This window comes from Denitromonas iodatirespirans, from assembly GCF_018524365.1.
Lineage (GTDB): Bacteria > Pseudomonadota > Gammaproteobacteria > Burkholderiales > Rhodocyclaceae > Nitrogeniibacter > Nitrogeniibacter iodatirespirans.
This window is the reverse complement of the sequence record NZ_JAEKFT010000001.1, coordinates 282,765-308,056: the sequence shown is the minus strand read 5'-3', so window position 1 is coordinate 308,056 and position 25,292 is coordinate 282,765. Positions and strand designations below refer to the sequence as shown.

The following is a 25,292-nucleotide window of genomic DNA, read 5'->3' as shown; positions in this document are numbered from 1 at the left end:
GCCCCATCGCCCGAAAGCCGGGAGACGGGGCCGAACTTCAAGGTTCTTGCTTAGAACGCATACAGGGCGCGGACCCCTGCGGCGGTGACCAGATCGGCATCGCCATCGGCCCCGGCACGGCGGATGAACTGCAGGTCCGGCGTGAGGGCGAGATGGTCGTTGAGTTGGTAGCGGTAGTAGATCTCCGCCACCTGTTCGGCGCCGCTGGCGTCATACCCCCAGTCGGCCAGTCCGGCCGAGCTGGCGCGGAAGCCCTTGGCGCTGCGCAACCAGGCCCAGGCAAAGCCCAGCCCGTCGCTGCCGCGCTTCCAGGCATTGCCGGTCAGCTCGCCACCGACCGTCAGCGCCCGGTCGAAGGCGGCGCGGCCGCGCATGCCGTGGCCGTAGCGGGTGAACAGCGTGAGCGACTCGCTCACCTGCTGGTCGGCGCTGATGCCCCAGCCGGCGTGGCTGCGTTCGATGCCGTCGTAGCCTTCGGCCTGCGGGTTGTTCCAGGCGTAGAGACGGTAGCTGCCGTCGAAGCCACCGAAGGCGCGCACCGTCTTTTCGAGCTGGGCGATCACGAAGGGTTGCGTGAAGCTCTTGCCGAAGGTGCTCGAATCGCCCGCGCCGAACAGGCCGACCGAGGCACCCCAGCCGTTTTCCTCGCTCACATAGGCCACCCGCAGGCCCGGCGTGAAGCCGTAGCCGTCGGCGCCGACCTGGCCGCCCGAGTCGAGCAGCGGGTTGTGCACGAAGACGTTGTTCAGGAAGCGGCTCGATTCGTCGTCTGCCGCACCGTTCTGGTCGAAGAAGACGAAGGGGTCCATCTTGCCGACCGTGACCTCCAGCCGGGCCGGTGCGCCGTCCAGTGTGCTGGCGCCGATCGGCGTGTCGAGCTGATACCAGGCCTGGGCGAGCACGGCATTGGTGTTCTCGCTCGGTACCCCGTCCTGCGCGAAGGCCATGCTGTTGGTGGCGCCGGTGAAGAACGGGCGGGTGTCGGTGTGGCTGCCGTCCTGGCCGAAGCGGGCCTGGAAGAAGAACTGGCCTTCGCCCTCGCCGATGCGGCCGCCCGGCAGGGTCAGGCCGACGTCGCCGCGCCAGCCGAGGCGGGTCTCGCCCTTGCCGTCGGTGCGCCCGTCTTTCGACAGATGCTGCGCCACGGCGCCGATGCTGACTTCGGCCGAGACGCCGTCGAGCGCTTCGGCCAGCGCATTGGCCGGCCCGGTGGCGACGGTTTTCTGCTCCACCGCCTTGAGGCGGGTGGCCAGGGCCGGTTCGCTGTCGCTGATCCGGTCGCTGTCGAGCGCGGCGGCCAGGCTGCGGTTCTCGGCTTCGAGCGCCTTGACGCGGGCTTCGAGCGCGCTCGACGGGCTGTTTTGCTTGAGCTGGTCTTCGAGGCTGGCGTTACGCGCCTCGAGCTTGGCGATGCGTTGGGCCAACTGCTTGACGATGGCACGCAGGCCCGGGTCGTCGGCTGCCTGCGCCGGCGCGATGCCCACCAGCACGGTGAGCGCCGCGGCGCTCAGGGGCAGGGCGAGTCGGCGCATCAATAGCCCCCTTTCTTGCCGATGCCGGCATAGGTGAACTCATATTCGACGGTGAAGGGCGCGAACCACGGACGCACGCCGGTCTCGCGGTCGGTGTGCCGGCCGAAGTGCGCATGGGCGTTGGCGCCCGGCGGCGCGATGTTGTATTTGACGGTGTATTTGCCCGGGCCCATCAGCTTGATGTTGTTGCCGTAGTGGGGGCCGTCGCTGGCGACCATGGGCATGAAGTCGCCCTTGAGCACTTCGGTGCTGCCCTTCTTGCTGATCTCGTAGTTGATGACGAGGTAGGGGATCCAATCGCCCTCGGCAAAGCCGTTGGGGTTGCTGGCCAGGGCACGGATGTCGGCCTCCATGTGCACATCGCTCTGGGCGGCGGGCGTCATCATGCCTGCGGGCTCCATTTCCACCGGCTGCAGATAGACCGCGGCGATCTCCATGCCATAGAGGTGCTGCGGGGTGCCGATGGGGTATTCGAGGGCCTGGCTGGCCAGTGGCGTGGCGAGCAATGCAAGGGCGATGGCGTGGCGGGCGAATGACATTCAATGCACTCCGATGATTTGAAAAGTAGGTAAATGATAGTGCGAATGAGAACGGATCGTATTGCCATGGATCAAAAAAAGCGCGCCAACGGCTCTGGAGATCGTTGGTGGGAGCCTGCCGTTCGTCGACTGGTGCGGCGTGCGGGGCGCCCTCGAACTGGCCGGCGCTTTCGCCAGTAGGGTAGGTCGTCGTTTTTGGCCGTGATTAATGAACCAAGGGCTTGCGTACGAGTGTCGGCGCCGTTGCCGGCATCTTGGCGCGGAGCCGCAAGCGCCATGGCGACGGCCCGGGCGTTGCGTGCCGCCGCGGCCTTTGCAGGAATTGGCCGGCAGCGCGCCAAACCGCCCTGCCTACGCTGACCGCCCAACAAGGCCGGTCAGCGTCTTGCTTTGCTGACGGCCAACGATTGGCGATGTGGGGCACATGCGGTCAGAGCGACACGCTCAAAGGTGGATACCGGTGCGAGCGGGGCGGGCGGTGGGGCGTCGAGCGCGAGTTCGAGGACAGGTCGTCGGCGTGTCGGGCGCCAGGCTGCGCCCGGTGCCGGCTCACCCGCCTGGGCGGCGGGTGAGTGCGGTGCGGGGTGTTACTCGTCGGCCGGAAGCGTGACGAAGCCGAGCTTCTGGACCCCAGCCTGGCGGGCGGCCGCCATCAGTTCGGCGATGGCCGCGTAGCGGGTCTCCTGGTCGGCCCGCAGATGCAACTCCGGCTGGGGCTGCTGGGTGGCCGCATCGGCGAGGCGCAGATCGAGGGTGGCCTTGTCGATGGGGTCGTTGTTCCAGAACAGTTGGCCTTCGGCATTGAGCGAGACGGTGATGGTGTCGGGGGTTTCGACCGTCGGTGCGCTGCTGGCCGTGGGCAGGTCGATCTTGACCGAGTGGGTCAGCAAGGGCGCGGTGATCATGAAGATGATGAGCAGCACCAGCATCACGTCCACCAGCGGCGTGGTGTTGATTTCGCTCATCGGGGCGTTCTGCCCCGAGTTATCGAATCCGCCGAAGGCCATCATGCCACCTCGGCGGGGCGGATCGGTTTGATGGCGTTGGCGCGCCGCTCGTCGGCCGGCGCCCCGACCGCCACCCGTGCGCCGGTGGCGAAGTAGGCATGCAGGTCATGGGCGAAGCCGTCGAGTTCGGACAGTTCGACCCGGTTGGCGCGATTGAAACCGTTGTAGGCGAGCACCGCGGGGATGGCGACGAACAGGCCGAAGGCGGTCATGATCAGCGCTTCGCCGACCGGCCCGGCGACCTTGTCGAGAGAGGCCATACCGCTGACGCTGATGCTGGTGAGCGCGTGGTAGATGCCCCACACGGTGCCGAACAGACCGACGAAGGGCGCCGTCGAGCCGATCGAGGCGAGGATGGTGAGCCCGCTTTCGAGCCGCGCCGTGGCGTCGGCGATGGCCCGGCGCAGCGCGCGGGTGACGAATTCGCCGGCGTCGAGCGTGCTGCCCAGCGTGGTGTTGGCGGCATGGCGGGTGCAGTGGGCATGGGCGGCGGCGGCCTGGTGGGCGAGGCTGGTACTGGGTGCATCGGGTGCCCGGGTGTTGAGCAGGCGCAGGCCTTCGTCGAGCGAGGCGGCGTGCCAGAAGGCTTCGACCACGTCGCCGTGGCGGCGGGTGCCGAGCAGGCGCAGGCCCTTGCTGAGAATCAGATACCAGCTGACCACGGACATGAGGATCAGCAGGATCGCGACGGCTTGGATGATGATGTCGGCTTGGGCCCACAGCTGGCTCAGGCCAAAGGCGTTGGGGGTATCCATCTCAGGTGTTCTCCAGTTTGAATTCGATGGGCACGATCACCCAGTTGGCCACCGGCCGGTCGCCCTGGCGGGCGGGCTCGAAGCGCCATTGGCTGACGGCGTTGCGCGCGGCCTCGTCGAGGCGCGAGTGGCCGGAAGACTGCTGCAGGCGTACTTCGCCGGCCGTGCCCTCGGCGGTGACCAGCACGCGAAGCAGCACCTTGCCTTGTTCGCCGATGCGGCGTGACAGGCGCGGATAGCGCGGGCTGGGGTTGTCCAGATAGGCCGCATCGAAGCGCGCCGCGATGATCGGGGCGGGCGCGGCGACGGTGGGGCCGGGGGCCGCCTTGACCGGCGCGACAGGCGGTGCCGCCTCGGCCACGGGAGCCGCAGGAGCTTCGGCCGGAGGTGGCGCCTCTTCCTTTGGTTCGCTGATGGCGGTGGGCGAAGGCGCGGGAGCCGGGCGGGGGGCGGGTTTGGCCACGGGCTTGGGCGGCGTCGGGCGGACGACCGGCTTGGGCGGGGGCGGTTTCGGGGCCGGCGGTGGTGGTTTGGGGGGCTCGATGGGCTCGGGCGGGCTGACGGGCTTGGGGGCCGGCGGGGTGATCAGCGCCACTTCGATGGTGGTGACAGGGGCCAGCGGCGGCACATCGACGGCGCGCAGGATCAAGGCCAGGGCCAGCGCATGAAGGCCGATGACGACCAGCAGGCGCGCGCAGGCGGCCAGGCGCGCGCGCGCAGATGCGCGCCGCGGCGCGACCGAGGCCGGTGCGGGAGTGGCGTTGTTGGGGGCCATAGGCGCCCATTTTAGCGCGGGGGACGGATCGGCAAACGCGACACCCGGTCGCATCGATGTACTGAAATTCATGAATCAGACGGGCGTGGCGGTGGCGGCGGTGATCAGGAAATCGAGCAGGGCGCCGATGCCGACCAGGATCGCAGCCGTGGTCCAGCCGCGCAGCGGTGGTCGTGCGGTGAGGGTGTCGTGACGGTTCATGCGGATCTCCAGGCAATGGATGTTCGGCTGGCTGGTCCCGCAGGAACTGGCTGGCCGGGCGCCACAGGGGCGCCCGCGGCGGTTGGTCAGCTGGACGGGTGCCCCGGGTCCATCTGCGATTGCAGGTAGTTGGGCAGACCGACCTTGTCGACCAGTTCGATTTGGGTTTCCAGGTAATCGATATGCTCTTCGGTGTCTTCCAGGATCGCTTCGAGCACCTCCCGGGAGACGTAGTCCTTACAGGACTCGCATTGTTCGATGGCCTCGATCAGGTCCTTGCGGGCGGTGCTCTCCAGCGTCAGATCGCCTTTCAGGCACTCGGGCACGTTCTCGCCGATCAGGAGCTTGCCGAGGTTCTGCAGATTGGGCAGGCCTTCGAGAAACAGGATGCGCTCGATCAGGACGTCGGCGTGCTTCATCTCCTCGATCGACTCGTCGTACTCATGCTTGCCGAGCTTGGCCAGGCCCCAGTTCTTGTACATGCGAGCATGCAGGAAGTACTGGTTGATGGCCGTCAGCTCATGGGTGAGTTGGCGGTTGAGCAGTTTGATGATGTTCTTGTCGCCTTTCATGCGGTGGTCTCCAGGAGTCGGGGCGGGCTCGACGCCAAGCCGTGGGCCGACATGGATGCCGACGCCACTGCCCGGTCGAGACAACACTTTGCCGCACCCGCACAGCGAGAGCAATCCGCCGTCACGCCGAGGTGGACACGCAAGTCGCGCACGCGGCGAGCGCCTTGGGCGGCGGCATGGTGAATGTCGCTTTCGGTGACGGCGTTGCAGACGCAGACATACATGCGGGCGGCTCCTTTCGATATAGCTTATTTGGTCAGGATTAGCTTGCCGGCGCGGGTTTCCTGCAGCCGGTAGCTGATGCCCTTGTGTTCGATGGTGACCACGCTGCGCCCCTTGAGCAGCGATTCGCTGGCGATGGCCGGCGACGCACGGTCGTCGGTACGGAGCGGTTCCGTGGTGACGGCGGACGGGGCGGGCTGGCGGGGCAATGTCATGGTCCAAGCAATGCAAACAAGAACGATTCGCATTTCATCATCTTCGGCCGGCGCCGTCAAGCGTCGTCGGTGTTGTTCATCCTCGTCCGCCGACGGTCGGCGCCGGGGGTGTGCGGCGTCATGGGGTGGACAGGTATAGTCCGAATTCTTTCCCGTCCCCTGTCAGGAACCGCCATGTCCTTTGTGATTCCCGCCCCAGCTCAGGCCAGCCTTCCGGTGGCCGGCACGACCGACCGTTTTCCGGTGCGGCGCATCTACTGTATCGGCCGCAACTATGCCGACCATGCCCGCGAGATGGGCGGCTCGCCCGATCGCGAACCGCCGTTCTTCTTCTGCAAGCCGGCCGATGCCGCGTTTGCGGTGAGCGGCGAGACACCGACCGAGTGGCCGTATCCGACCATGACGGACGATCTGCATCACGAGATCGAACTGGTGGCAGCCATCGGCCGTGGCGGTCGCGACATCGCCGTGGCCGACGCGCTCGATCATGTGTGGGGCTACGGGGTGGGGCTGGACATGACGCGCCGCGACCTGCAGGCGCAGATGAAGGCCCAGGGGCGCAGCTGGGAGATCGGCAAGGCCTTCGACCATGCGGCGCCCATCTCAGCGCTGCGCCCGGCCTGCGACACCGGGCATCTGGCGCTCGGCGCGATCTGGCTGGAGGTGAACGGCCAGCGCCGCCAGAGCGGCGACCTGTCGGACATGATCTGGTCGGTGGCGGAGGCGGTGGCCGGGCTGTCGCGTTATTTCGAGCTGGCGCCCGGCGATCTGCTGATGACCGGCACGCCGGCGGGGGTCGGCGCCGTCACGCGCGGCGACGTGCTCAAGGGCGGCGTCGAGGGGATCGGGACGCTGGCCTTGAAGATCGTCTGAGGCCTTGGCGGGGCGCGCGGCCCCGCCGGTTCAGCCCTTGGCCAGGCGTTTGATCGGCCCCGAGGCGGCGATCGTGCCGTCGGCCACGAAGGCTTCGACATTGGCCTCGATGCGATCGGGGTCGTACAGGTAATTGACCATCAGCCCGAAGGACTGGGCCATGCCCTTGGCCGCGGTGTCGCCCATCCAGTTCAGGCGTTCGATGCACGCGCCGTTGCCGAGGTGGAAGCGGGCCACCGGGTCGAAGGGCGCGCCGCGCGACTTGGCATGACACAGATAGCGTGCGGCCAATCGGGTCAGCGGGGTGCCGAGGGCGGCGGGCAGGCCGGGTTGCTCCAGCCACGGGCAGGTGTCGTCGAGCAGGGCCTTGAAGCCGGCCGCGTCCGGCCCGTCGATGCCGAAGGGCGCGAGCTTTTTCCAGTCCGCCTCGGTGAAGGCCTCGGCCAGCGCCTCCGGGTGGGCGCGCACCCAGTCCTTGAGCCGCGGGATCGGCGACAGCGTGGCGAACTGCTTGAGACTGGGCAGATCGCGCTTGAGGTCGTCGACCACCCGCTTGAGCAGGAAGTTGCCGAAGGACACCCCGCGCAAACCCACTTGGGTGTTGCTGATCGAATAGAAGATGGCGGTATTGGCGCGGCTGGTGTCGGACACTGGCGCCATCTCGTCGAGCAGCTTCTGGACGTTGTCGGCCAGGTCGTCGACCAGCGCCACCTCGACGAAGATCAGCGGCTCCAGCGGCATGCGTGGATGGAAGAAGGCGTAGCAGCGCCGGTCGGTATCGAGCCGGTTCTTGAGATCCTTCCAGGAGCGGATCTCGTGCACCGCTTCGTATTGCACCAGCTTTTCGAGTAGCGCGGCGGGGCTCTCCCAGGTGATGCGGCGCAGCTCCAGGAAGCCGACGTCGAACCACGCGTTGAGCCGCGCTTCGAGCTCGCGGTCGAGGGCCTTGAGTTCGGGGTCGTCCTTGAGAAAGCGCAGCAGGTCGGCGCGCAGGTCGACCAGGAACTTGACCCCGGCGGGGATCGCGTTGAACTGCGTGAGGATGCGGATGCGCCGCGAGCGCATGGCGCCGCGCAGCTTGGCTTCGGCATCCCATTGCTCGGGCGTGCCCACCTTGTCCTGGTAGGCGGCATGGGCTTCGGCCACGCGATTCGGGTCCGGCCCGAACTCCAGCGCGATCATGCGCAGGAAGGCATGGCGTGCGTCGTCGTCCAGCTCCAGATAGGTCTGCGCCAGGCGCGCTGCGCGCTGGCGGGTGGACACCTCGCCGCCGGTGCCCTCGGCGCACTCGCGCATCTGCGCGCGCAGGCGGTCGAGGTCATGGGCTTCGAGATGCGCCTGGGACTTGCCGCCCCAGGAAATGATGTCGCGCATTCGTTCCAGACTGCGCGTGACGATGTTGGAAACCATGCGGGCCTCTCGTGCTTGGCGGCGATCGAAGCGTTGTGACCGGCGTCCGGTGCGGCAGTTCAGGACGCCGGTCGGCGGTAGGCGTGCAGCATCAGCGCCACACCGGCCAGGACCATCGGCACGCACAGCCACTGCGCGGTCGACAGCCCCAGGCTGAGAGTGCCGAAAATGCCCGGATCCGGGGTGCGGAAAAACTCCATGGCGAAGCGCAGCACGCCATAACCGATCAGGAACACGGCCGAGGTCGCGCGCAGCGGGCGCGGCGCGCGGGCGAACCACCACAGCAGCGCGAACAGCAGCAAGCCTTCGCCAGCCGCCTGGTAGAGCTGCGAGGGGTGGCGCGGCAGGGTGTCGACCTGCGGAAAGACCATCGCCCACGGCAGCGAGGGGTCGGCCACCCGGCCCCACAGCTCGCCGTTGATGAAGTTGCCGATGCGCCCGGCGGCCAGGCCGGTGGGCACCAGCGGCGCGATGAAATCGGTGATCTGCCAGAAGCCCTTGCCATGCTTGCGGCCATACAGCCACATGGCCAGCAGCACGCCGAGGAAACCACCATGGAAGCTCATGCCGCCTTTCCAGGTGGCGAGGATCTCGAGCGGATGGCTGAAGTAATACCCCGGCTGGAAAAACAGCACCTCGCCGAGGCGCCCGCCGACGACCACGCCGATCACGCCGTAGAACAGCAAGTCGTCGAGCTGCTGCGCGGTCCAGCCCAACTCGGGCCGGCGCTTGAGGTGGATACGCCCGAGCACGATGAACAGCACGAAGGCGACCAGGTACATCAGGCCGTACCAATGGATCGAAAGCGGACCGAGCTTGAGCGCGATCGGGTTGAATTGCGGGTGGGTCAGCATCGGCTCAGTCGGCTTCGCCCAGGTTGATCTTGAGCTGATGCAACTCGGCGCGCAGCGCGGCGACTTCGGCCTCGAGCGTTTCGACCCGCGCGGCCAGCCCGCCCGGCGCGGACGGCGCTGCGGCGGCCATGGCGCTGGCCACGTCCACCTCGCCGCACATCAGGTGGGCATAGCGGGTTTCCTTGGTGCCCGGCGCGCGCGGCAGGGCGAGCACCATGGGCGGGTATTTTTCGCCCAGGTGTTCGAGCGCGGCCTGCACGGTGGGGATGTCGTCGAAGCGGTGCATGCGCTCGGCGCGGCTGCGCAGCTCGCCGGCAGTCTGCGGGCCGCGCAGCATCAGCAGCGCCATGATGGCCTGCTCGGCCGGCGGCAGCGAATGGCGCAGGCGGATGCGGTGCTCGTACTTGACCACCCGGGCCCCTTCGTAGCGGCCGACCAGACCACGCGCCAGCAGGCTGCTGATCGCTTCGCTGACCTCGGATTCGTCCAGTTGCATGACCGGCTCTCGCCCGGTGAGCTGATTGCAGCCGGTGGTGATGGCGTTGAGGCTGAGCGGGTACTGGTCGGGGGTGGTGAAGCCTTTTTCGATCAGTACGGCGAGCACGCGGGCTTCGTTCGGGCTGAGGTCGAAACCTTCGGTCGATTCGGTGGTGTCGGTCATGGGGCGATCCCGGCTATGGCGCAGCCTGCGATGATAGCGGATCGCCCGCCTCTAGCGCGTCGTGCCGTCGTCGCGTTCGTGCAGGGCGGCGCGCGCCAGGGCGATCAAGCGGCAGGTGGAGCTGTCGGCGCCGGCCGGCATGACGCCGCTCTCGAAGGCAGCCTCGATGCGCCGGGCCAGCTGCTTGCCCAGCTCCACGCCCCATTGGTCGAAGCTGTTCACATGCCACAGCACGCCCTGGACGAACACCTTGTGCTCGTACATCGCCAGCAGGGCCCCGAGAGTGCGCGGCGTGAGCGCGTCGAGCAGGATCAGGTTGGTGGGGCGGTTGCCGGCGAAAACACGGTGCGGCAGCAACTCGGCGATGCGCTCGGGGGGCAGGCCTTCGGCCACCATCTCGGCGCGTGCCTCGTCGGCGGTGCGCCCCATCATCAGCGCCTGGGCCTGGGCGATGCAGTTGGCCAGCACGATGTCGTGGTGTGGGCGGGTATTGTCGGGGCTGTGCAGGCTGGCGACGAAGTCGGCCGGCACCAGTTGCGAGCCCTGATGCAGCAGCTGGTAGAAGGCGTGCTGGCCGTTGATGCCGCTGTTGCCCCACACCACCGGCCCGGTGGCCCGGCCGACCGGCTGGCCGTCGCGGGTGGTCTGCTTGCCGTTGCTCTCCATGTCGAGCTGCTGCAGGAAGCTGGGCAGTTGGCGCAGGCCGTGGTCGTAGGGGGCGATCATGTGGGTGGCGGCGCCGAAGCCGTTCACATACCACACGCCGATCAACGCCAGCAGCACCGGCAGATTCTCCGACCATGGCGCGGTGCGGAAGTGGGTGTCCATGGCATGGGCGCCGGCGAGCAGCTCGCGGAAGGCGGCCGGGCCGATCTGCAGCATGATGCTCAGGCCGACGGCCGACCACAGCGAATAGCGCCCGCCCACCCAGTCCCAGAAGCCGAACATGTTGGCCGGATCGATGCCGAAGTCGGAGACCGCCTCGGCATTGGTCGACACCGCGACGAAATGGCGGCCGATGTCGGCCTCGGTGGGGCCTCCGCGCAGAAACCAGGCACGCGCGCTGCGGGCGTTGGTCAGCGTCTCTTGAGTGGAGAAGCTCTTGGAGCAGACCACGAACAAGGTGGTGGCGCGGTCGAGCTGGCGCAGCAGGCCGTTGAGGCGGCCGGCGTCGACATTGGCGACGAAATGCGTGCGCAGGCCCGTCGGCGCCAGCGGGCGCAGGGCGTCGCACACCAGGCGCGGGCCGAGGTCGGAGCCGCCGATGCCGATATTGACGATGTCGGTGATGGCCTCGCCGGTATGGCCGCGCCAGGCGCCGCTGCGCACCTGCTCGGCAAACTCGGTCATATGAGTGAGCTCGGCGTGCACGTCGGGGACCACATTGTGGCCATCGACACGGATGTCGGCGTCGGCCGGCGCGCGCAGCGCGGTGTGCAGCACGGCGCGGTGCTCGGTGCTGTTGATGCGCTCGCCGCCGAACATGGCGTCGATCGCGCCGCGCAGATCGCTGGCATCGGCCAGCGCGAACAGCAGCCCGAGGGCGTCGTCGTCGATGCGGTTCTTGCTGTAGTCGAGGAAGAGGCCGGCGCTGCGCGCGCTCATCCGCTCGGCCCGGCCCGGGTCGGCGGCGAACTGGTCGCGCAGATGCACGCCGGCCTGGTGCGAGGCAGCCTGGCGCAGGCGGGACCACAGGTCGGCTGGGGAATCGGACATCGTGTTGGGGGTGTGCCCGTCGGGGGCGTGAAAATCTGTGAGTCGGTTCATGCTGGGTCAACAGTGTAGTGGAGCGATGTTACAGCGTCACCCGCGAACACCGGCCAAGGAGGGAAAACTGCCTATTATGACGCCTGAATTGTCATTTTGCAGCTATCGTTCAAGGGGCGCCCGGGCGCCCGAAGCGCTCGGCTCGCGCTACAATGTTCAGTTCGCAGGCAGCCCCAGGTTTCAGGAGACCAACCCCATGCCCCAGTACCGTTCACGCACTTCCACCGCCGGCCGCAACATGGCAGGCGCCCGCGCCCTGTGGCGGGCGACCGGCATGAAGGACGGCGACTTCGAAAAACCGATCATCGCCGTGGTCAACAGCTTCACGCAGTTCGTGCCGGGTCATGTCCACCTCAAGGACATGGGCCAGCTGGTGGCGCGCGAGATCGAAGCGGCCGGCGGCGTGGCCAAGGAATTCAACACCATCGCCATCGACGACGGCATCGCCATGGGCCACGGCGGCATGCTCTACAGCCTGCCCTCGCGTGACCTCATCGCCGACTCGGTCGAGTACATGGTCAACGGCCACACCGCCGACGCCATGGTGTGCATCTCCAACTGCGACAAGATCACCCCGGGCATGCTGATGGCCGCGCTGCGCCTCAACATCCCGGTGATCTTCGTCTCCGGCGGGCCGATGGAGGCCGGCAAAGTCAAGTGGGAGAACAAGGTCATCGCCCTGGATCTGGTCGACGCCATGGTCAAGGCCGCCGATTCGAGCTGCTCGGACGAAGAAGTGGCTGCCGTCGAGCGCTCCGCCTGCCCGACCTGCGGTTCCTGTTCCGGCATGTTCACCGCCAACTCCATGAACTGCCTGACCGAGGCGTTGGGCCTGTCGCTGCCGGGCAACGGCACGGTGGTGGCCACCCATGCCGACCGCAAACAGCTGTTCCTCACCGCCGGGCGCAAGATCGTCGAGCTGGCGCGTCGCTACTACGAGCAGGACGACGCCACGGTGCTACCGCGCAGCATCGCCAGCTTCGAGGCCTTCGAAAACGCCATCACCCTCGACGTGGCCATGGGCGGCTCGACCAACACCGTGCTGCATCTGCTGGCCGCGGCGCGCGAGGCGGGCGTCGACTTCACCATGGCCGATATCGACCGCATCTCGCGCAAGGTGCCGTGCCTGTCCAAGGTGGCGCCGGCGGTGCCGGACGTGCATATCGAAGACGTGCATCGTGCCGGCGGCATCATGGGCATTCTCGGCGAGCTCGATCGCGCCGGGCTGCTTCACCGCAACGCCCATACCGTGCACAGCAAGACGCTGGCCGAGGCCCTGTCGCGCTGGGATGTGATGCAGGCGCACGACAACAAGGTGTTCGACTTCTTCCGCGCCGCGCCCGGCGGGGTGCCCACCCAGGTCGCCTTCAGCCAGGATCGCCGCTGGAACGAACTCGACATGGACCGCAGCCACGGCGTGATCCGTGACCGCGCCAACGCCTTCACCCAGGAAGGCGGTCTGGCCGTGCTCTACGGCAACATCGCCGAGAAGGGCTGTATCGTCAAAACGGCCGGCGTGGACGAGTCGATCTGGACCTTCACCGGTCGCGCCCGGGTGTTCGAAAGCCAGGACGCTGCGGTCGAGGGCATTCTGGCCGACAAGATCGTCGCCGGCGACGTGGTCGTCATCCGCTACGAGGGTCCGAAGGGCGGGCCGGGCATGCAGGAGATGCTCTATCCGACCAGCTATCTCAAGTCCAAGGGCCTGGGCAAGGCCTGCGCGCTGCTCACCGACGGGCGCTTCTCGGGCGGCACCTCCGGCCTGTCGATTGGCCATGCTTCGCCCGAGGCGGCCTGCGGCGGTGCGATCGGCCTGATCGAAGAGGGCGACACTATCGAGATCGATATCCCCAACCGGCGCATCAACCTGCTCATCGACGAGGCCGCCCTGGCCAAACGCCGCGCTGCCATGGACGCCAAGGGCGCCGACGCCTGGAAGCCGATCGGCCGCCAGCGCGTGGTGTCGGCCGCCCTGCAGGCCTACGCCGCGCTGACCACCAGCGCCGACACCGGCGCGGTGCGCGATGTGACGCAAGTGCAGCGCTGAACGCCAGCGCTCGCACGCGTGCCAAGGGCCGCCTCGGGGCGGCCCTTTTTTGCGCCCGCCTGCCGTGGGCGCCGGGAACCTCGCGCGGGTGGGCGTCTCTCAGGAGTATGAGTCGTCGTTGCGGAGAGAGCCGATGCGCCCTTCCGACCTACCCCCCGAAGTCCTGCTGGAAAAAGTCTGGCCGCTGGTCATTGTTGCGATGGGCGGGGTGGCGGTGCTCAATTTTCTCGCCGCCTTGGTAATTGCCGTGTTCGGCGGCGCCTTGCACCCGGCCTTCGCCGACAGTCACGCGTGGGTCTTGTTTGCCGTGGCTGGCGTGGCGATGTCGGTGCAGGCGGTGCTGATGACGGTGATGTATGTACAGCTGTGGCGCCGGCTGCATCCGGCGCTGGCCTTGCCGTCCGGGCTTCGGGGTGGCCTGCGTCTGCCGGTGACCCAGGCGCTCGCGCAGCCCGTGTTGCGCCGGCGCCTGCGGGTGGTGCGCCATGCCGCGCGACGGCGTCGAAGCGGCGTGCCGGTGTTCACGGAGGGGGGCGTGCGATCCGTTGTAAGCTGACGGCGGACCCTGAATCATGAGGCGTGTCGATGGCGAACCGGATACTGCGCGGCATCGGTCGTTTGCTGGCGAGCTACCTGAATGCCGAACTGCCGAGCTACACGCCGCTGGCCACGCATTCTGCCGAACGCCTGCAGCGCGCGCTTCTGCCCGGCGACATCCTGTTGGTCGAGGGCAACCGCCGCATCAGTGCTGCCATCAAGTACCTCACCCAGTCCACCTGGTCGCACGCGGCCCTGTATATCGGCCCGGGGGTCGTGTCGGGGCCGACCAGCGAGCCGCTGGTGCTGATCGAAGCCGATACCGAAAATGGCGTCGAGGCGGTGTCGCTGTCCAAATACGACGGCATGCACACGCGCATCTGCCGGCCGGTCGGGCTGAGCATCAAGGACCGCCAGGCGGTGATCGCCTACGCCGTATCACGTATCGGCTACCAGTACGACCTGAAGAACATCGTCGATCTGGCGCGCTACCTGCTGCCGACGCCGCCGGTGCCGACGCGCTTCCGGCGTCGCCTGTTGTCGCTCGGCAGCGGTGAGCCGACACGGGCGATCTGCTCGACGCTGATTGCGCAGGCCTTCCAGAGCATCGGCTATCCGATCCTGCCGGAGGTGATCCGGCGCCCGTCGCGGCCGGGCGATCCGCGTCACTGCAATAGCTGCGAAACCGAGGTGCTGCGCGTGCGGCATCACAGCCTGTTTACGCCGCGAGACTTCGACATCTCGCCTTATTTCGCGATCATCAAGCCGAGCATCGATGGCGGGCTGGACTACCGGTCGCTGGTGTGGGACGCGCCGCGCGTGGGCGACGCCTCAGCTACGGGCGGCAATGACTACGCCGGTGCCGACCAGCACCCCGCCTGAGACCCGGTTCATGGCGCGGACTGCCCGCCGGTCGCGCAGCAGGCGGCGCGCCCGGGCGGCCAGCAGGGCGTAGCCGGCCAGCACCACGAAGACCATCGAGCAGGCGATGGCACACACCAGCAGGAAGTCGACAAAGGTGATGCTCGCCAGATCGATGAAGGTCGGGAAGAAGGCGGCGTAGAAGAGAATCGCCTTGGGGTTGCCGAGCGTGGTCAGGAGGCCGGTGAGCGCATCCTTGAAATAGCCGGCCGAGGGGCCGGGCGGCAACTCCGCCGGGGGCGTGTCGTCGCCGCGCAAGGCGCCGATGCCCAGCCAGATCAGGTAGGCGGCGCCGAGCCACTTCACCGCCAGAAACACCTCGCCGTAGTTCTGCGCCAGCGTGGTCATGCCCAGGCAGGCCAGGGCGATCAGCACGATGTCGCCCAGCGCGATGCCGGCCACATGCCACAAGGCCGCGCCGAGCCCCGAGCCGAGCGTGCGGGCGGTGATGCTGGCCACGGCCGGGCCGGGCGTCACGGCCAGCACGAAGACGGCGCCGGCGAGTGCCAGGGCGGAGGTGAGTGTCATGATTGTTGCTCCTTTTCGGCCGCTTCGCGGGTGAGGGCGCGTTGCAGGGACGGGCGGGCCCAGTTGCGTTCAAGATAGCTTGGCAGCACCGCGCCTTCCAGGGACACTTTGGCGGATTTGGCCCATGCCAGGCAGTGGCTGGCGAAGATGTCGGCGAGGCTGAAGCGATCGCCGGCCAGCCAGGGCGTTGCTTCGAGATGCCGGGCGAGCAACGCGGCGGCGGTGTTGAATTCCCAGCGGGCGGTGTCTTCGATCGCCGGCAGGCGACGCTTCTCCGGCAGGGCGAAGCGATGCTTGGCGATGGTCCACAGGGGCTGTTCCAGCTCCGTGAGGCAGAAGCACAGCCAGCGCAGCGCTTGCGTCCGGGCGCTGGCTTCGGTGGGCAGGAGGTCGGCATCCGGAAAGTGTTCGGCGATCCATAGGCCGATGGCGCCGGTTTCGGTGATCACCGAACCGTCGTCCAGCCTGAGGGCCGGCACCTTGCCGGCCGGGTTGATGGCCAGGAAGGCGGGCTGGCGGCCTGCGCCCTTGAAGAGGTCCACGAACACATAGTCGTAGTCGGCGCCGGCTTCTTCCAGCGCCCAGACGGTGCGCAGCGAGCGGCTGTTGGGGCAGCCAAAAACGGTCAGCATCTTGTTCTCCGGCGGTGTTGACGGCATGGTATGACACATTCTGAGCGCCCCCGAAGGGGCCAGGACGCCGGGGCGGCCCGGTCGTTTCCTTGAGGAGCATGACACATGGATGGACATCTCTGGCTGGCCTTTCTGGCGGCATCGATCATCATCTCGCTGACGCCCGGGCCCGGTGCGGTGATGACCCTGAGCGTGGGCGCGCAGCATGGCTTTGCCGCGGCGGCGCGCGCCATTGCCGGCCTGCAACTGGCCTTGCTGATCCAGCTGGCGATCATCGGTGCGGGGCTGGGGGCGGTGCTTGCCGCTTCGGCAACCGCGTTTCTGGTGCTCAAGGTTGTCGGTGCGTTGTATCTGGTGTGGCTGGGCATCCAGAAGTGGCGCGCGGTTCCGCACGGGCTCGGCAGTGCGCCGCTGGCGCGCCGGCAACGGCTCTTCACCTCGGGCGTGCTGGTCAATCTCACCAACCCCAAGGCCATCGTCTTCATCGCCGCGCTGGTGCCCCAGTTCATCCGGCCGGGCGGTTCGGAGTGGCTGCAGTTCACCATCATCGGCGCGACCATGGTGGCGGTGGATGTGGTGGTCATGTCCTGCTATGCGGGGCTCGCCGCCCGGATACGCCCGTGGCTGGCCAGTGTGCGGGTGCAGCGGATGCAGAACCGACTGTTCGGCGGCCTGTTCATCGGTGCCGGTGCGGCACTGGCGGCCTCATCGAATCGCTGAAAATTGATATGTATCAAAAAAACCGGGAGTCAGGTTTCCGGTTTTTGTCCGATGTTCCATGTGGAAAGGCGGTGTGTTTATGCAACTAATTGATATATATCAAAAATAAACGATGTCGCAGCGATGATTTGGCTGGTAATCAAGTTTCCTTTTTCGGCCGCCGGGTGTTCAGGCCGCGGCCGACCGTCTGCGCGGCGGCGTTAGCCAAGCCAATGAAATAAAACGACTTTTGTGCCACCGTCCGGGTGGCACGCTTCTTGGTAGTGACTCCTCCCAACGGTGCCGCGGAGCACCGGCATCTGGCACAGGGGGGAGACATGGTTCCCAGTTCGAACGACCACGCGGGTGTCGCCACGACGGCGCGCCCGATCGAGAAGCGCCTCGAGATGAGCCGGCGCAGTTTCATGCAGTTCTGCGCCACGCTGGCCACCACGCTGGGCTTGCCCAAGGGCGCCGAGGCGGCGGTGCAGCAGGCCATGGAGGCGGCCAAAAGGCCGTCGGTGATCTGGCTGCATTTTCAGGAATGCACCGGCTGTACCGAGTCGATGCTGCGCGCCGAGCACCCCACGCTCGAAAAGCTGATCCTCGACGTCATCTCCCTCGACTACCACGAGACCCTGTTCGCCGCCGCCGGCCACCAGGTGGAGGCCGCGCGCAATGCGGCCATGGCGGCCAACAAGGGCAAGTACCTGCTGGTGGTCGAAGGGGCGATTCCGACGCGCGACGGCGGGGTGTATTGCAAGGTGGGCAACAAGACGGCGATCGAGCTGACCCGCGAGTGCGCCGAGCATGCCGCGGCGGTGATCGCCATCGGCTCCTGTGCGTCGTGGGGCGGCATGCCCTCGACCGATCCGAACCCGACCGGCGCGGTGGGGGTGAACAAGATCATCGACAAGCCGGTGGTCACCATCCCCGGCTGCCCGCCCAACCCCTACAACTTCCTGGCCACGGTGGTGCACTTCCTCACCTTCGGTAGCCTGCCGCCGGTCGATCACCTCAACCGCCCGCTGTTCGCCTACTCGCGCCTGGTGCATGAGAACTGCGAGCGCCGCGCGCACTTCGACGCCGGCCGCTTCGCGCTGCAGTTCGGCGACGACGGCCATCGCAAGGGCTACTGCCTCTACAAGCTCGGCTGCAAGGGGCCCGAGACCTACGCCAACTGCCCGACCGTGCTGTTCGGCGATGCCGGCGCCGGCACCTGGCCGGTGGGCTGCGGCCACCCCTGTATTGGCTGCACCGAGGAAGGCGTGGGCTTTACCAAGCCGATCCACATGCTCGCCAAGGTGAAGAACGTCGAGCCGCCGGCGATGTATCCGGGCCTGCACGAATCGCAGGGGCAGGGCGCCACGCTGGGTTCGGCGGCGGTACTGGCCGGGGTGGCCGGCGCGGCGGCCGGCGCCGGCGCGGTGCTGGCGCGCAATCTCGGCAAGCAGCACGCCGAGGCCGAGGCGAACACCGACAAGAGCGAGGTGTGACATGGCCAGCCGGCGCGACTTTCTGAAGCGCGCCCTGGCCGGCAGTGCAGCGGTGGCGGGCGCCGCCACCTGCACCGACGCCAGTGCGCGCGGCAATGCCCAGATCTCACCCGACGCGGTGGGCCTGCTCTTCGATTCGACCCTGTGCATCGGCTGCAAGGCCTGCGTGGCCGCCTGCAAGGACGCCAACGGCCTGCCGCTGGACTACGCCACGCCGATCGAGGCGGCCTGGGATGTGCCGGTCGACACCACCGCCAAGACCTTCAACGTGATCAAGGCCTATGTCGACGGCAGCGGCATGCACAAGGATCAGGTGCAGGACGGCTACGCCTTCATGAAGAGTTCCTGCCTGCACTGCGTGGATCCGAGCTGCGTGTCGGCCTGCCCGGTGTCGGCGATGACCAAGGACCCGGTGACCGGCATCGTCGGCTACGACCCCGACGCCTGCATCGGCTGCCGCTACTGCGTGGCGGCCTGCCCGTTCGGCATCCCCAAGTACGACTACGACTCGCCCACCGGCAAGATCGGCAAGTGCGAGCTGTGCCGCCATCGCCTGCCCGAGGGCAAGTACGCCGCCTGTGCCGAGGTGTGCCCGACCGGTGCGACGCTGTTCGGCAAGGTCAGTGAGCTCAAGGCCGAGGCGAAGCGCCGGCTGGCCCTCACCCCAGGCGCCGAGACCACCTGGCCGCGCGGCAACCTCACGACTGGCGACCAGCCGTCGTGGAACGGCCCGGCGCCGGTCTATGTGCAGCACATCTACGGCGAGAAAGAAGTCGGCGGCACGCAGATGCTCAAGCTGGCGGCGGTGCCATTCGACAAACTCGGCCACCGGCCGCTGCCCGAGCGCTCGTTCTCCTCGCAGTCCGAGACCTTGCAGCACACGCTGTACGGCGGCCTGGTGCTGCCGTTGGCGGTGCTCGGCGCGATGACCTGGGTGGCCAAGCGCAATGTGAAGCATGACGACGAAGGAGGCGATCATGACTAAGCACGCACACGCTGCGCCGGCACCGGTCGGCGGGCGGCTGTTGTCGCCGGTCACCTTCGTGCTCGGCGTGCTGATTCTGGCCGCGCTGGCGATCCTCGCCGTGCGCTTCGTCTATGGCCTGGGGACAGTGACGAATCTCAACGACGGCTACCCCTGGGGCATCTGGGTGGTGGCCGACGTGGTGATCGGCTCGGCCTTCGCCTGCGGCGGCTTCTCGGTGGCCATGCTGGTGTACATCTTCAACAAGGGCGAGTACCACCCGCTGGTGCGCCCGGCGCTGCTGGCCAGCCTCTTCGGCTACACGCTGGCCGGCGTCGGCGTGCTGTTCGACCTCGGCCGCTGGTGGAACTTCTGGCACATCCTCGCGCCCGGCTATGCCTCGCCCAACTCGGTGATGTTCGAGGTGGCCGCCTGCATCTCGCTCTACATCGTGGTGATGTGGATCGAGTTCTCGCCGACTTTCTTCGAGAAGTGGGGCATGAAGGACGCCAGGCGCAAGGTGAACAAGGCGATGTTCTTCTTCATCGCCCTGGGCACCGTACTGCCGATGATGCACCAGAGCTCGCTCGGCTCCTTGCTGGTGGTTTTCGGCACGCAGATCCACCCGCTGTGGCAGAGCATCGTGCTGCCGCTGATCTTCCTGATCTCGGCCATCACCATGGGCTACGCCGTGGTGCTGTTCGAGTCCTGCCTGGCGGCGGCCGGCTACCGGCGCACGATCGAGATGCACCTGCTCACGCCGCTCTCCAAGATCATGCTCGGCATGCTCGGCGTGTTCCTGGCGGTGCGCTTCGGCGATCTCATCGTCCGCGGCGCGCTCGGCTATGCCTTCGAGGGCAGCGTGCAGGCGGCCATGTTCTGGCTCGAGACAGCCTGCTTCGTCGCGCCCTTCGTGCTGCTGCGCGCCCAGGCCGCGCGGCGCAACCCGGCGCGGCTCTTCGTGGCCGGCGCGCTGCTGATGCTCGGCGGCGTGCTGCTGCGCATCAACGCCTTCCTGGTCGGCTACGACACCGGCGAGGGCTGGAGTTACTTCCCGTCCGTGCCCGAGATGCTGGTCACCTTCGGCATGTTCGCCATCGAGATTCTTGCCTACATCGTCATTACCCGCCGCTTCCCGGTGCTGCCGCGCGAAGACGCGGTGCACGGTGCCCATTGAGGAGAACCCAGTCATGAGCCAACGCATCACCATCGACCCCGTCACCCGCATCGAAGGCCATCTGCGTGTCGACGTGGAAGTGAATGACGGCCGCGTCTCCAAGGCCTGGGCCTCGGGCCAGATGTGGCGCGGGGTGGAGAACATCCTCACCGGGCGCGACCCGCGCGATGCCTGGGCCATCACCCAGCGCATCTGCGGGGTGTGCACCACGGTGCATGCCATCGCCTCGGTGCGCGCGGTGGAAAACGCGCTGAACCTGGAGATCCCGGTCAACGCCAACAGCATCCGCAACCTGATCATCCTGGCGCACGCGATCCACGATCACATCGTGCATTTCTACCACCTGTCCGCGCTCGACTGGGTGGACGTCACCAGCGCCCTCAAGGCCGACCCGGCCAAGACCAGCGCCCTCGCCGAGAGCCTGTCGAACTGGTCGGGTAACTCGAAGCATGAGTTCGCCAAGGTCAAGGAGCGGCTCACAGGTTTCGTCGGCACCGGCCAGCTGGGCATCTTCACCAACGGCTACTGGGGCCACCCGGCGATGAAGCTCACGCCCGAGGTGAACCTGCTCGCCGTGTCGCACTATCTGCAGGCGCTCGAAGTGCAGCGCTACGCCAGCAAGATCGTGTCGGTGCTCGGTTCGAAGTCCCCGCACATCCAGAACGTGGCGGTGGGCGGTGTGGCCAACCCGCTGGCGCTCGATGCGCAGTCGGTGCTCACCATGGAGCGCCTGCTCGCGGTGAAGGAGTGGATCGGCAAGCTCGACGACTTCGTGAAGAACGTCTACCTCGTGGATGTAGCCGCCATCGGCGCCTTCTACCCCGAGTGGACCCAGGTCGGCCGCGGCATCACCGACTACCTGTGCGTGCCCGACATCCCGCTCGACGGCAAAGGCGAGACATTCGCCATCCCGGGCGGTCATATCGCGGGCGGGGACCTGTCGACCTTCAAGGCGATCAACACCTTCCACGACAAGTACTTCCTCGACGGCGTGAGCGAGGCGGTCAAGCACTCGTGGTACGACTACAAGGGCGGCAACGACAAGAGCCTGCACCCCTACGAGGGCGAAACCACCCCGAACTACACCGACTTCCAGGACGAGGGCAAATACTCCTGGCTCAAGTCGCCCACCTTCTACGGCAAGCCCATGCAGGTCGGCCCGCTGGCGCGCGTGCTCGCCGGCCTCGCCGCCGGCCACGAACCGACCGCGCGCTACGCCACCGCCACGCTCGAGCGCGTCTCGTCCATTGCCGGCATCAAGGTCGGGCTCGACGCCATGCACTCCACCATCGGCCGCCATGCCGCACGCGCCGTCGCCTGCGCGGTGCAGGTGGACGAGCTCGCCGCGCAGTGGGACCGCCTGGTCGACAACATGGGCAAGGGCGACCTCACCACCTTCAACCCGCCCACCTTCCCCAAGGGCGAGCAGCGCGGCGTGGGCTTTCACGAAGCGCCGCGCGGCGTGCTCTCGCACTGGGTGGTGATCAAGGACGGCAAGATCGACAACTACCAGTGCGTGGTGCCCACCACCTGGAACGCCGCTCCGCGCAACGAGCACGACGCGCCGGGCGCGTACGAAGCCTGCCTGCTCGACAACCCGGTGGCCGACCCCGAGCAGCCGCTCGAAGTGCTGCGCACGGTGCATTCCTTCGACCCCTGTCTGGCCTGCGCGGTGCACATCCTCGACACCGAGCACACCGAAGTGGTCACCGTGAAGGCCGCCTGACATGCACACCGCCTCCCGCCCGGATGCCCCGCGCCGAGTCGCCCTGCTCGGCGTGGGTAACATCCTCCTCTCGGACGAAGGCGTGGGCGTGCGCCTCGTTGAGCGCATCGAGGCCGGCTACCGCCTGCCCGAGTGGGTCACCGTGCTCGACGGCGGCACCTGCGCCATGGAGATGCTCGAAGACCTCGAAAATCTCGATCTGCTGGTGATTGCCGACTGCGTGCGCACCGGCCGTCCGCCGGCCAGCGTGGTGGTGCTCCAGGACGACGACGTGCCCGCCTTCTTCCGCACCAAGCTCTCGCCGCACCAGGTCGGCCTCTCCGACGTGCTCGCCACGCTGCACTTCACCGACCGCGCGCCGCGCCGGGTGGTGGTGGTCGGCGTGCAGCCGGTCAGCGTCGACACCGGCATGACACTCACCCAGGCCGTCGCCGCCGCGCTGCCCGAGGCCGAGGCCGCCATCGTCAGCGCGCTGCACAGTGCCGGCGTGCCCTGCACACCACGCCGCGCCGAGGCCGCCTGATGTGCCTGTCCATCCCCATGCAGGTGGTCGAACTCGAAGCCGGCGGTCACGTCGCCATCGTCGCCCGCGGTGAGCGCCGCGAGCGGGTCAACATGCTCTTCGTCGGCCCGCAGCCCGTCGACACCTGGGTGCTGGTGCAACTCGGCTTCGCCAAGGAAGTGGTCGAAGCCGAACAGCTCGCCCTCATCGAAGAAGCCCTCGAAGCGCTCGCCGCCTCGCTCGACGGCGACTACGACCCCCAGCGCTACTTCACCGACCTGACCGGCCACGCCCGCCCCTGAGCGCCCGCATGCGCATCCCGGCCTGGACCCCACCGCCGCCCGTCGTCGCCACGCCGTGGGCCGCCTCGCCGCAAGACGCCGTGCAAGCCCACTTCGACACCGTCTGGCGCACCGCCATGCAAGGCCTGCCCTTCGTGAACGACGCCCTGCAAGTGCGCGCCCTGCGCTTCGCACGCATCGACGGCGACTGGCTCGGCGGCCTCGTCACCCCCTGGTGCGTGCAACTCATGCTCCTGCCCGGCGGTGGCACGCTGTGGGCCGACGTCTCCGCTGGTACCCGCAGCCCGGTCGCGCTGCCCGTCGGCACGTTGCCGTTCATTGCTGACAGCAGCGACGGCCTGCTCCCGGCGTTCCAGTACTTTCCCCTCGTGAATAGCGTTTCCGGGCTGGCGGACATGGCCACCGCCGAAGCCGTTGTGCGCGACGCTCTCCGCACCGCGCTGACCGCGCCGGAGACTCCGGAGTCGCCCCCGAAACCGGCGGTCGATCGAGGACGACGGGAATTCCTGCGGCTGTCGGGAGGACGGTAGGAGAGGCCGGAACGGGCCGCGTAGCCAGACACCATAGGCCACGGGATCAACCATTCGATGCCTACAGACCGTCTTCGATTGCTCCGGTATTCGCGCGCGAGACCAGGTTACGCTGGTGGCAAATATGGCAGATTCGACTGGACGGGCGCTTGGCACGCCCTTTTTTCCGGCAACTGCCAGACTGGCACGGACAATACCCAGCCCCTCAAGGTGCGTAGTATTTGTCGGCCGCATGGCTCCGCAAGGAGGTCCGCCCGCTCGGTTCGCTGCTCGTTCCCGAAGCGGTACCGCGCCGAGATCTGACTCAAAGTACTTGGTGCAAGATGACGAGTGGCATCGGCGACAAATAGATCGATGGCCTTTGCCAGCAAGTTCTCTGTTGTCGTTTTCAAACGATGGCCGTCATTTTCGAGCCAGTACATGCTAACTGCGTCGTCCTCGGCGAGGATCGGGTCAGAAATGACTCGCACTTTGTGGACGAATGCGAACTCATCATCCTGTCCTGCCATTTGATCGATTCTGGCAACAAGGTCAACAATCAATGCTCGCTGGCTTTGCGCCATGATTGCATGAGCAGCCAGGTGTACCTGCAGAGATGAAGCCGAAGTAGCGTCGGCTGACATGGAAATCTCAGCCTGTGATTGGCGCATGCGCAATGCTTCATGGAAAACACCATGGGTATCCAATTTCCCAATGGCATTTACATATGGCGCGAGAACGCGATCGGACTGTCGGGATTGAGCTGTGGCACGTGCATCGTTTGCCGCACTTTGCAGTGCCGCGTGGGTTGCGACCCCTGCAATGAAGGCTGCCATGTTGGGTGCCGGATAGAGCATTTGATACGCGTTGGTGGAGCCGTTGTCGCGGTACTCACCCAAAAATGGGAAGGGCCGATTCTCCCCGACCACTGCGACCCATGGCCCCTCCAGCCTCGCGGCGGCTGCAGCATCCACCAGCCTCACCTGAGGTTTGACTGGTGGTGTCACGCATCCGGCCAGGATCGTCGTGCAGACAATCGCCAGCCCAAGCATGCCTTGCAGACGGCTCGAAAGCTCGCGCCGCATCATTTGGCCTGAACGGTCGCTGTTGCCACCCGCTTCGCGCTCGATGCGTCACTCTTATTTGAGAGTTCGCCCGCGAGGTAATCTGTCGATTCAGCCAGGACCTGATAGTACGCGTTGGTCAAGCCCGGGAAGTTCGGCGGTTCGTTCCAAGCGCCTTCCGCCTTGCGGCTCCGATTGAGCGGTGCGTACCAGACATACGTATTGGATTTCAGGTCCACCATGTAGCTAACACCCCAGAAAAATGCCTCTGGGACATCAACCGGCACGTATTGGGAATATTTGCGAAGCACACCTGAATTGTATGTGGTGATGACAAGAAGTTTGTCGGCACCAAGACGTTCCGACAAAGGCCGGAAGTCCTTTTCCGTTTGACGGCTGTCGTCGCCTTTCCCGGAGTTGCTGGACAGCGCTTCGAGATCCACCGGCTCCTTGAGTATCGAAACCTCCGCCCCCTGAGCGCGCAGTGTGTCTGCCAGACGTTGTGGCAACGAAGCCAATTCGTCTGGCTTGAGAGAATGGACATGCGAACTCAGGTCGGAATGCGCCGCCATTGCAATCCCGACGCATAGAAGACATCCGGCACCCGGAAAAGTCGTAATGGCTTCCGGTACGGCACCCATCTGGATGGCAATCCGGTTGCTTTCGCCTTTGATGGTTTCTGCATTGAAGGCAATCGGCTGTTTCGGCGCCGAGGAGCAGGCAGCCATGAGGAGTGCGGTCGCTACGATGATGAATTGCTTGACTCGGTCCAAGTGAAGTCTCCTTAACGATCTGGATTCCATGC

The 25,292-nt window shown here is 66.9% G+C and carries 29 protein-coding genes; 12 read left to right on the top strand and 17 right to left on the bottom strand.

The window, feature by feature from the left end:
• Nucleotides 1–50: 50 nt before the first annotated feature.
• The 9 genes from I8J34_RS01470 to hemP all read right to left on the bottom strand — a co-directional run bounded on the left by I8J34_RS01470 (nucleotide 51) and on the right by hemP (nucleotide 5,818).
• Nucleotides 51–1,532 carry a carbohydrate porin gene (locus I8J34_RS01470; RefSeq protein WP_214359574.1) on the bottom strand — a complete coding sequence of 494 codons (1,482 nt, stop codon included), beginning with the start codon at nucleotides 1,530–1,532 and terminating at the stop codon, nucleotides 51–53.
• Nucleotides 1,532–2,071: an iron transporter gene (locus I8J34_RS01465; protein ID WP_214359573.1), complete on the bottom strand. Its 540-nt coding sequence runs from the start codon at nucleotides 2,069–2,071 to the stop codon at nucleotides 1,532–1,534. The genes I8J34_RS01470 and I8J34_RS01465 overlap by 1 nt, the downstream gene beginning before the upstream one ends.
• Before the next feature lie 587 nt (nucleotides 2,072–2,658).
• Nucleotides 2,659–3,078, bottom strand: a complete 420-nt coding sequence (locus I8J34_RS01460; protein ID WP_214359638.1) for an ExbD/TolR family protein — start codon at nucleotides 3,076–3,078, stop codon at nucleotides 2,659–2,661.
• Complete coding sequence (locus tag I8J34_RS01455) at nucleotides 3,078–3,833, bottom strand: MotA/TolQ/ExbB proton channel family protein (protein WP_214359572.1); 756 nt, start codon at nucleotides 3,831–3,833, stop codon at nucleotides 3,078–3,080. Before I8J34_RS01455 ends, I8J34_RS01460 begins: the two co-directional genes overlap by 1 nt.
• A 1-nt stretch (nucleotide 3,834) precedes the next feature.
• Nucleotides 3,835–4,608: an energy transducer TonB gene (locus tag I8J34_RS01450; protein WP_214359571.1), complete on the bottom strand. Its 774-nt coding sequence runs from the start codon at nucleotides 4,606–4,608 to the stop codon at nucleotides 3,835–3,837.
• 75 nt (nucleotides 4,609–4,683) lie between these two features.
• Nucleotides 4,684–4,809: a hypothetical protein gene (locus tag I8J34_RS24795; protein WP_255553105.1), complete on the bottom strand. Its 126-nt coding sequence runs from the start codon at nucleotides 4,807–4,809 to the stop codon at nucleotides 4,684–4,686.
• Nucleotides 4,810–4,895: 86 nt separating this feature from the next.
• Nucleotides 4,896–5,381 carry a bacterioferritin gene (bfr, locus tag I8J34_RS01445; protein WP_214359570.1) on the bottom strand — a complete coding sequence of 162 codons (486 nt, stop codon included), beginning with the start codon at nucleotides 5,379–5,381 and terminating at the stop codon, nucleotides 4,896–4,898.
• Nucleotides 5,378–5,605 carry a (2Fe-2S)-binding protein gene (locus I8J34_RS01440; RefSeq protein WP_214359569.1) on the bottom strand — a complete coding sequence of 76 codons (228 nt, stop codon included), beginning with the start codon at nucleotides 5,603–5,605 and terminating at the stop codon, nucleotides 5,378–5,380. The genes bfr and I8J34_RS01440 overlap by 4 nt, the downstream gene beginning before the upstream one ends.
• A 24-nt stretch (nucleotides 5,606–5,629) precedes the next feature.
• Nucleotides 5,630–5,818 carry a hemin uptake protein HemP gene (gene hemP / locus I8J34_RS01435; RefSeq protein ID WP_214359568.1) on the bottom strand — a complete coding sequence of 63 codons (189 nt, stop codon included), beginning with the start codon at nucleotides 5,816–5,818 and terminating at the stop codon, nucleotides 5,630–5,632.
• 174 nt (nucleotides 5,819–5,992) lie between these two features.
• Between hemP and I8J34_RS01430 the strand changes: the two genes are divergently transcribed.
• On the top strand, nucleotides 5,993–6,691 hold the full coding sequence (locus tag I8J34_RS01430; protein ID WP_214359567.1) for a fumarylacetoacetate hydrolase family protein: 699 nt from the start codon (nucleotides 5,993–5,995) through the stop codon (nucleotides 6,689–6,691).
• A 30-nt stretch (nucleotides 6,692–6,721) separates the two neighbouring features.
• Here the strand turns inward: I8J34_RS01430 and I8J34_RS01425 are convergent, their stop codons facing one another.
• From I8J34_RS01425 to pgi, 4 genes are read right to left on the bottom strand one after another with little or no spacing between them, the layout of a single operon-like run.
• Nucleotides 6,722–8,101, bottom strand: a complete 1,380-nt coding sequence (locus I8J34_RS01425; RefSeq protein WP_214359566.1) for a malonyl-CoA decarboxylase — start codon at nucleotides 8,099–8,101, stop codon at nucleotides 6,722–6,724.
• Between the two features lie 59 nt (nucleotides 8,102–8,160).
• Nucleotides 8,161–8,955 (bottom strand): prolipoprotein diacylglyceryl transferase, encoded by a 795-nt coding sequence (gene lgt / locus I8J34_RS01420; protein WP_214359565.1) that lies wholly within the window; start codon nucleotides 8,953–8,955, stop codon nucleotides 8,161–8,163.
• A gap of 4 nt (nucleotides 8,956–8,959) precedes the next feature.
• Nucleotides 8,960–9,616, bottom strand: a complete 657-nt coding sequence (locus I8J34_RS01415) for a YceH family protein (RefSeq protein WP_214359564.1) — start codon at nucleotides 9,614–9,616, stop codon at nucleotides 8,960–8,962.
• Between the two features lie 51 nt (nucleotides 9,617–9,667).
• On the bottom strand, nucleotides 9,668–11,383 hold the full coding sequence (gene pgi, locus I8J34_RS01410; RefSeq protein ID WP_230411661.1) for a glucose-6-phosphate isomerase: 1,716 nt from the start codon (nucleotides 11,381–11,383) through the stop codon (nucleotides 9,668–9,670).
• A gap of 196 nt (nucleotides 11,384–11,579) precedes the next feature.
• Here pgi and ilvD point away from each other — a divergent pair, with 196 nt between their 5' ends.
• From ilvD to I8J34_RS01395, 3 genes are all read left to right on the top strand, one after another.
• Entirely contained in the window at nucleotides 11,580–13,430 is a 1,851-nt protein-coding gene (gene ilvD / locus I8J34_RS01405; protein ID WP_214359563.1) for a dihydroxy-acid dehydratase, read from the top strand.
• Between the two features lie 133 nt (nucleotides 13,431–13,563).
• Nucleotides 13,564–13,986: a hypothetical protein gene (locus I8J34_RS01400; RefSeq protein WP_214359562.1), complete on the top strand. Its 423-nt coding sequence runs from the start codon at nucleotides 13,564–13,566 to the stop codon at nucleotides 13,984–13,986.
• 29 nt (nucleotides 13,987–14,015) lie between these two features.
• Nucleotides 14,016–14,849, top strand: a complete 834-nt coding sequence (locus I8J34_RS01395) for a YiiX/YebB-like N1pC/P60 family cysteine hydrolase (RefSeq protein WP_214359561.1) — start codon at nucleotides 14,016–14,018, stop codon at nucleotides 14,847–14,849.
• Here the strand turns inward: I8J34_RS01395 and I8J34_RS01390 are convergent.
• Entirely contained in the window at nucleotides 14,799–15,416 is a 618-nt protein-coding gene (locus tag I8J34_RS01390) for a LysE family translocator (RefSeq protein ID WP_214359560.1), read from the bottom strand. The two genes, I8J34_RS01395 and I8J34_RS01390, sit on opposite strands and share 51 nt — an antisense overlap.
• Nucleotides 15,413–16,048 carry a glutathione S-transferase family protein gene (locus I8J34_RS01385; protein ID WP_214359559.1) on the bottom strand — a complete coding sequence of 212 codons (636 nt, stop codon included), beginning with the start codon at nucleotides 16,046–16,048 and terminating at the stop codon, nucleotides 15,413–15,415. Before I8J34_RS01385 ends, I8J34_RS01390 begins: the two co-directional genes overlap by 4 nt.
• Before the next feature lie 105 nt (nucleotides 16,049–16,153).
• Here I8J34_RS01385 and rhtB point away from each other — a divergent pair, with 105 nt between their 5' ends.
• The 8 genes from rhtB to hybE all read left to right on the top strand — a co-directional run bounded on the left by rhtB (nucleotide 16,154) and on the right by hybE (nucleotide 23,444).
• Complete coding sequence (rhtB, locus tag I8J34_RS01380; RefSeq protein ID WP_214359558.1) at nucleotides 16,154–16,768, top strand: homoserine/homoserine lactone efflux protein; 615 nt, start codon at nucleotides 16,154–16,156, stop codon at nucleotides 16,766–16,768.
• 317 nt (nucleotides 16,769–17,085) lie between these two features.
• A complete protein-coding gene (locus I8J34_RS01375) occupies nucleotides 17,086–18,243 on the top strand; it encodes a hydrogenase small subunit (RefSeq protein ID WP_214359557.1) in 1,158 nt (385 codons plus the stop codon).
• A 1-nt stretch (nucleotide 18,244) separates the two neighbouring features.
• Nucleotides 18,245–19,228 carry a hydrogenase 2 operon protein HybA gene (gene hybA / locus I8J34_RS01370; protein WP_214359556.1) on the top strand — a complete coding sequence of 328 codons (984 nt, stop codon included), beginning with the start codon at nucleotides 18,245–18,247 and terminating at the stop codon, nucleotides 19,226–19,228.
• Nucleotides 19,221–20,384 (top strand): Ni/Fe-hydrogenase cytochrome b subunit, encoded by a 1,164-nt coding sequence (gene hybB, locus I8J34_RS01365; RefSeq protein ID WP_214359555.1) that lies wholly within the window; start codon nucleotides 19,221–19,223, stop codon nucleotides 20,382–20,384. The genes hybA and hybB overlap by 8 nt, the downstream gene beginning before the upstream one ends.
• 13 nt (nucleotides 20,385–20,397) lie before the next feature.
• A complete protein-coding gene (locus tag I8J34_RS01360; RefSeq protein ID WP_214359554.1) occupies nucleotides 20,398–22,110 on the top strand; it encodes a nickel-dependent hydrogenase large subunit in 1,713 nt (570 codons plus the stop codon).
• A 1-nt stretch (nucleotide 22,111) separates the two neighbouring features.
• Complete coding sequence (hybD, locus tag I8J34_RS01355) at nucleotides 22,112–22,633, top strand: HyaD/HybD family hydrogenase maturation endopeptidase (RefSeq protein ID WP_214359553.1); 522 nt, start codon at nucleotides 22,112–22,114, stop codon at nucleotides 22,631–22,633.
• Nucleotides 22,633–22,914, top strand: coding sequence for a HypC/HybG/HupF family hydrogenase formation chaperone (locus I8J34_RS01350; RefSeq protein ID WP_214359552.1), 282 nt, complete (start codon nucleotides 22,633–22,635; stop codon nucleotides 22,912–22,914). Before hybD ends, I8J34_RS01350 begins: the two co-directional genes overlap by 1 nt.
• An 8-nt stretch (nucleotides 22,915–22,922) precedes the next feature.
• Complete coding sequence (hybE, locus tag I8J34_RS01345; protein ID WP_214359551.1) at nucleotides 22,923–23,444, top strand: [NiFe]-hydrogenase assembly chaperone HybE; 522 nt, start codon at nucleotides 22,923–22,925, stop codon at nucleotides 23,442–23,444.
• A gap of 107 nt (nucleotides 23,445–23,551) precedes the next feature.
• Here hybE and I8J34_RS01340 read toward each other — a convergent pair whose 3' ends face one another.
• Complete coding sequence (locus tag I8J34_RS01340; protein WP_214359550.1) at nucleotides 23,552–24,397, bottom strand: hypothetical protein; 846 nt, start codon at nucleotides 24,395–24,397, stop codon at nucleotides 23,552–23,554.
• Between the two features lie 110 nt (nucleotides 24,398–24,507).
• Nucleotides 24,508–25,260: a hypothetical protein gene (locus tag I8J34_RS01335; protein WP_214359549.1), complete on the bottom strand. Its 753-nt coding sequence runs from the start codon at nucleotides 25,258–25,260 to the stop codon at nucleotides 24,508–24,510.
• Nucleotides 25,261–25,292: the final 32 nt, after the last annotated feature.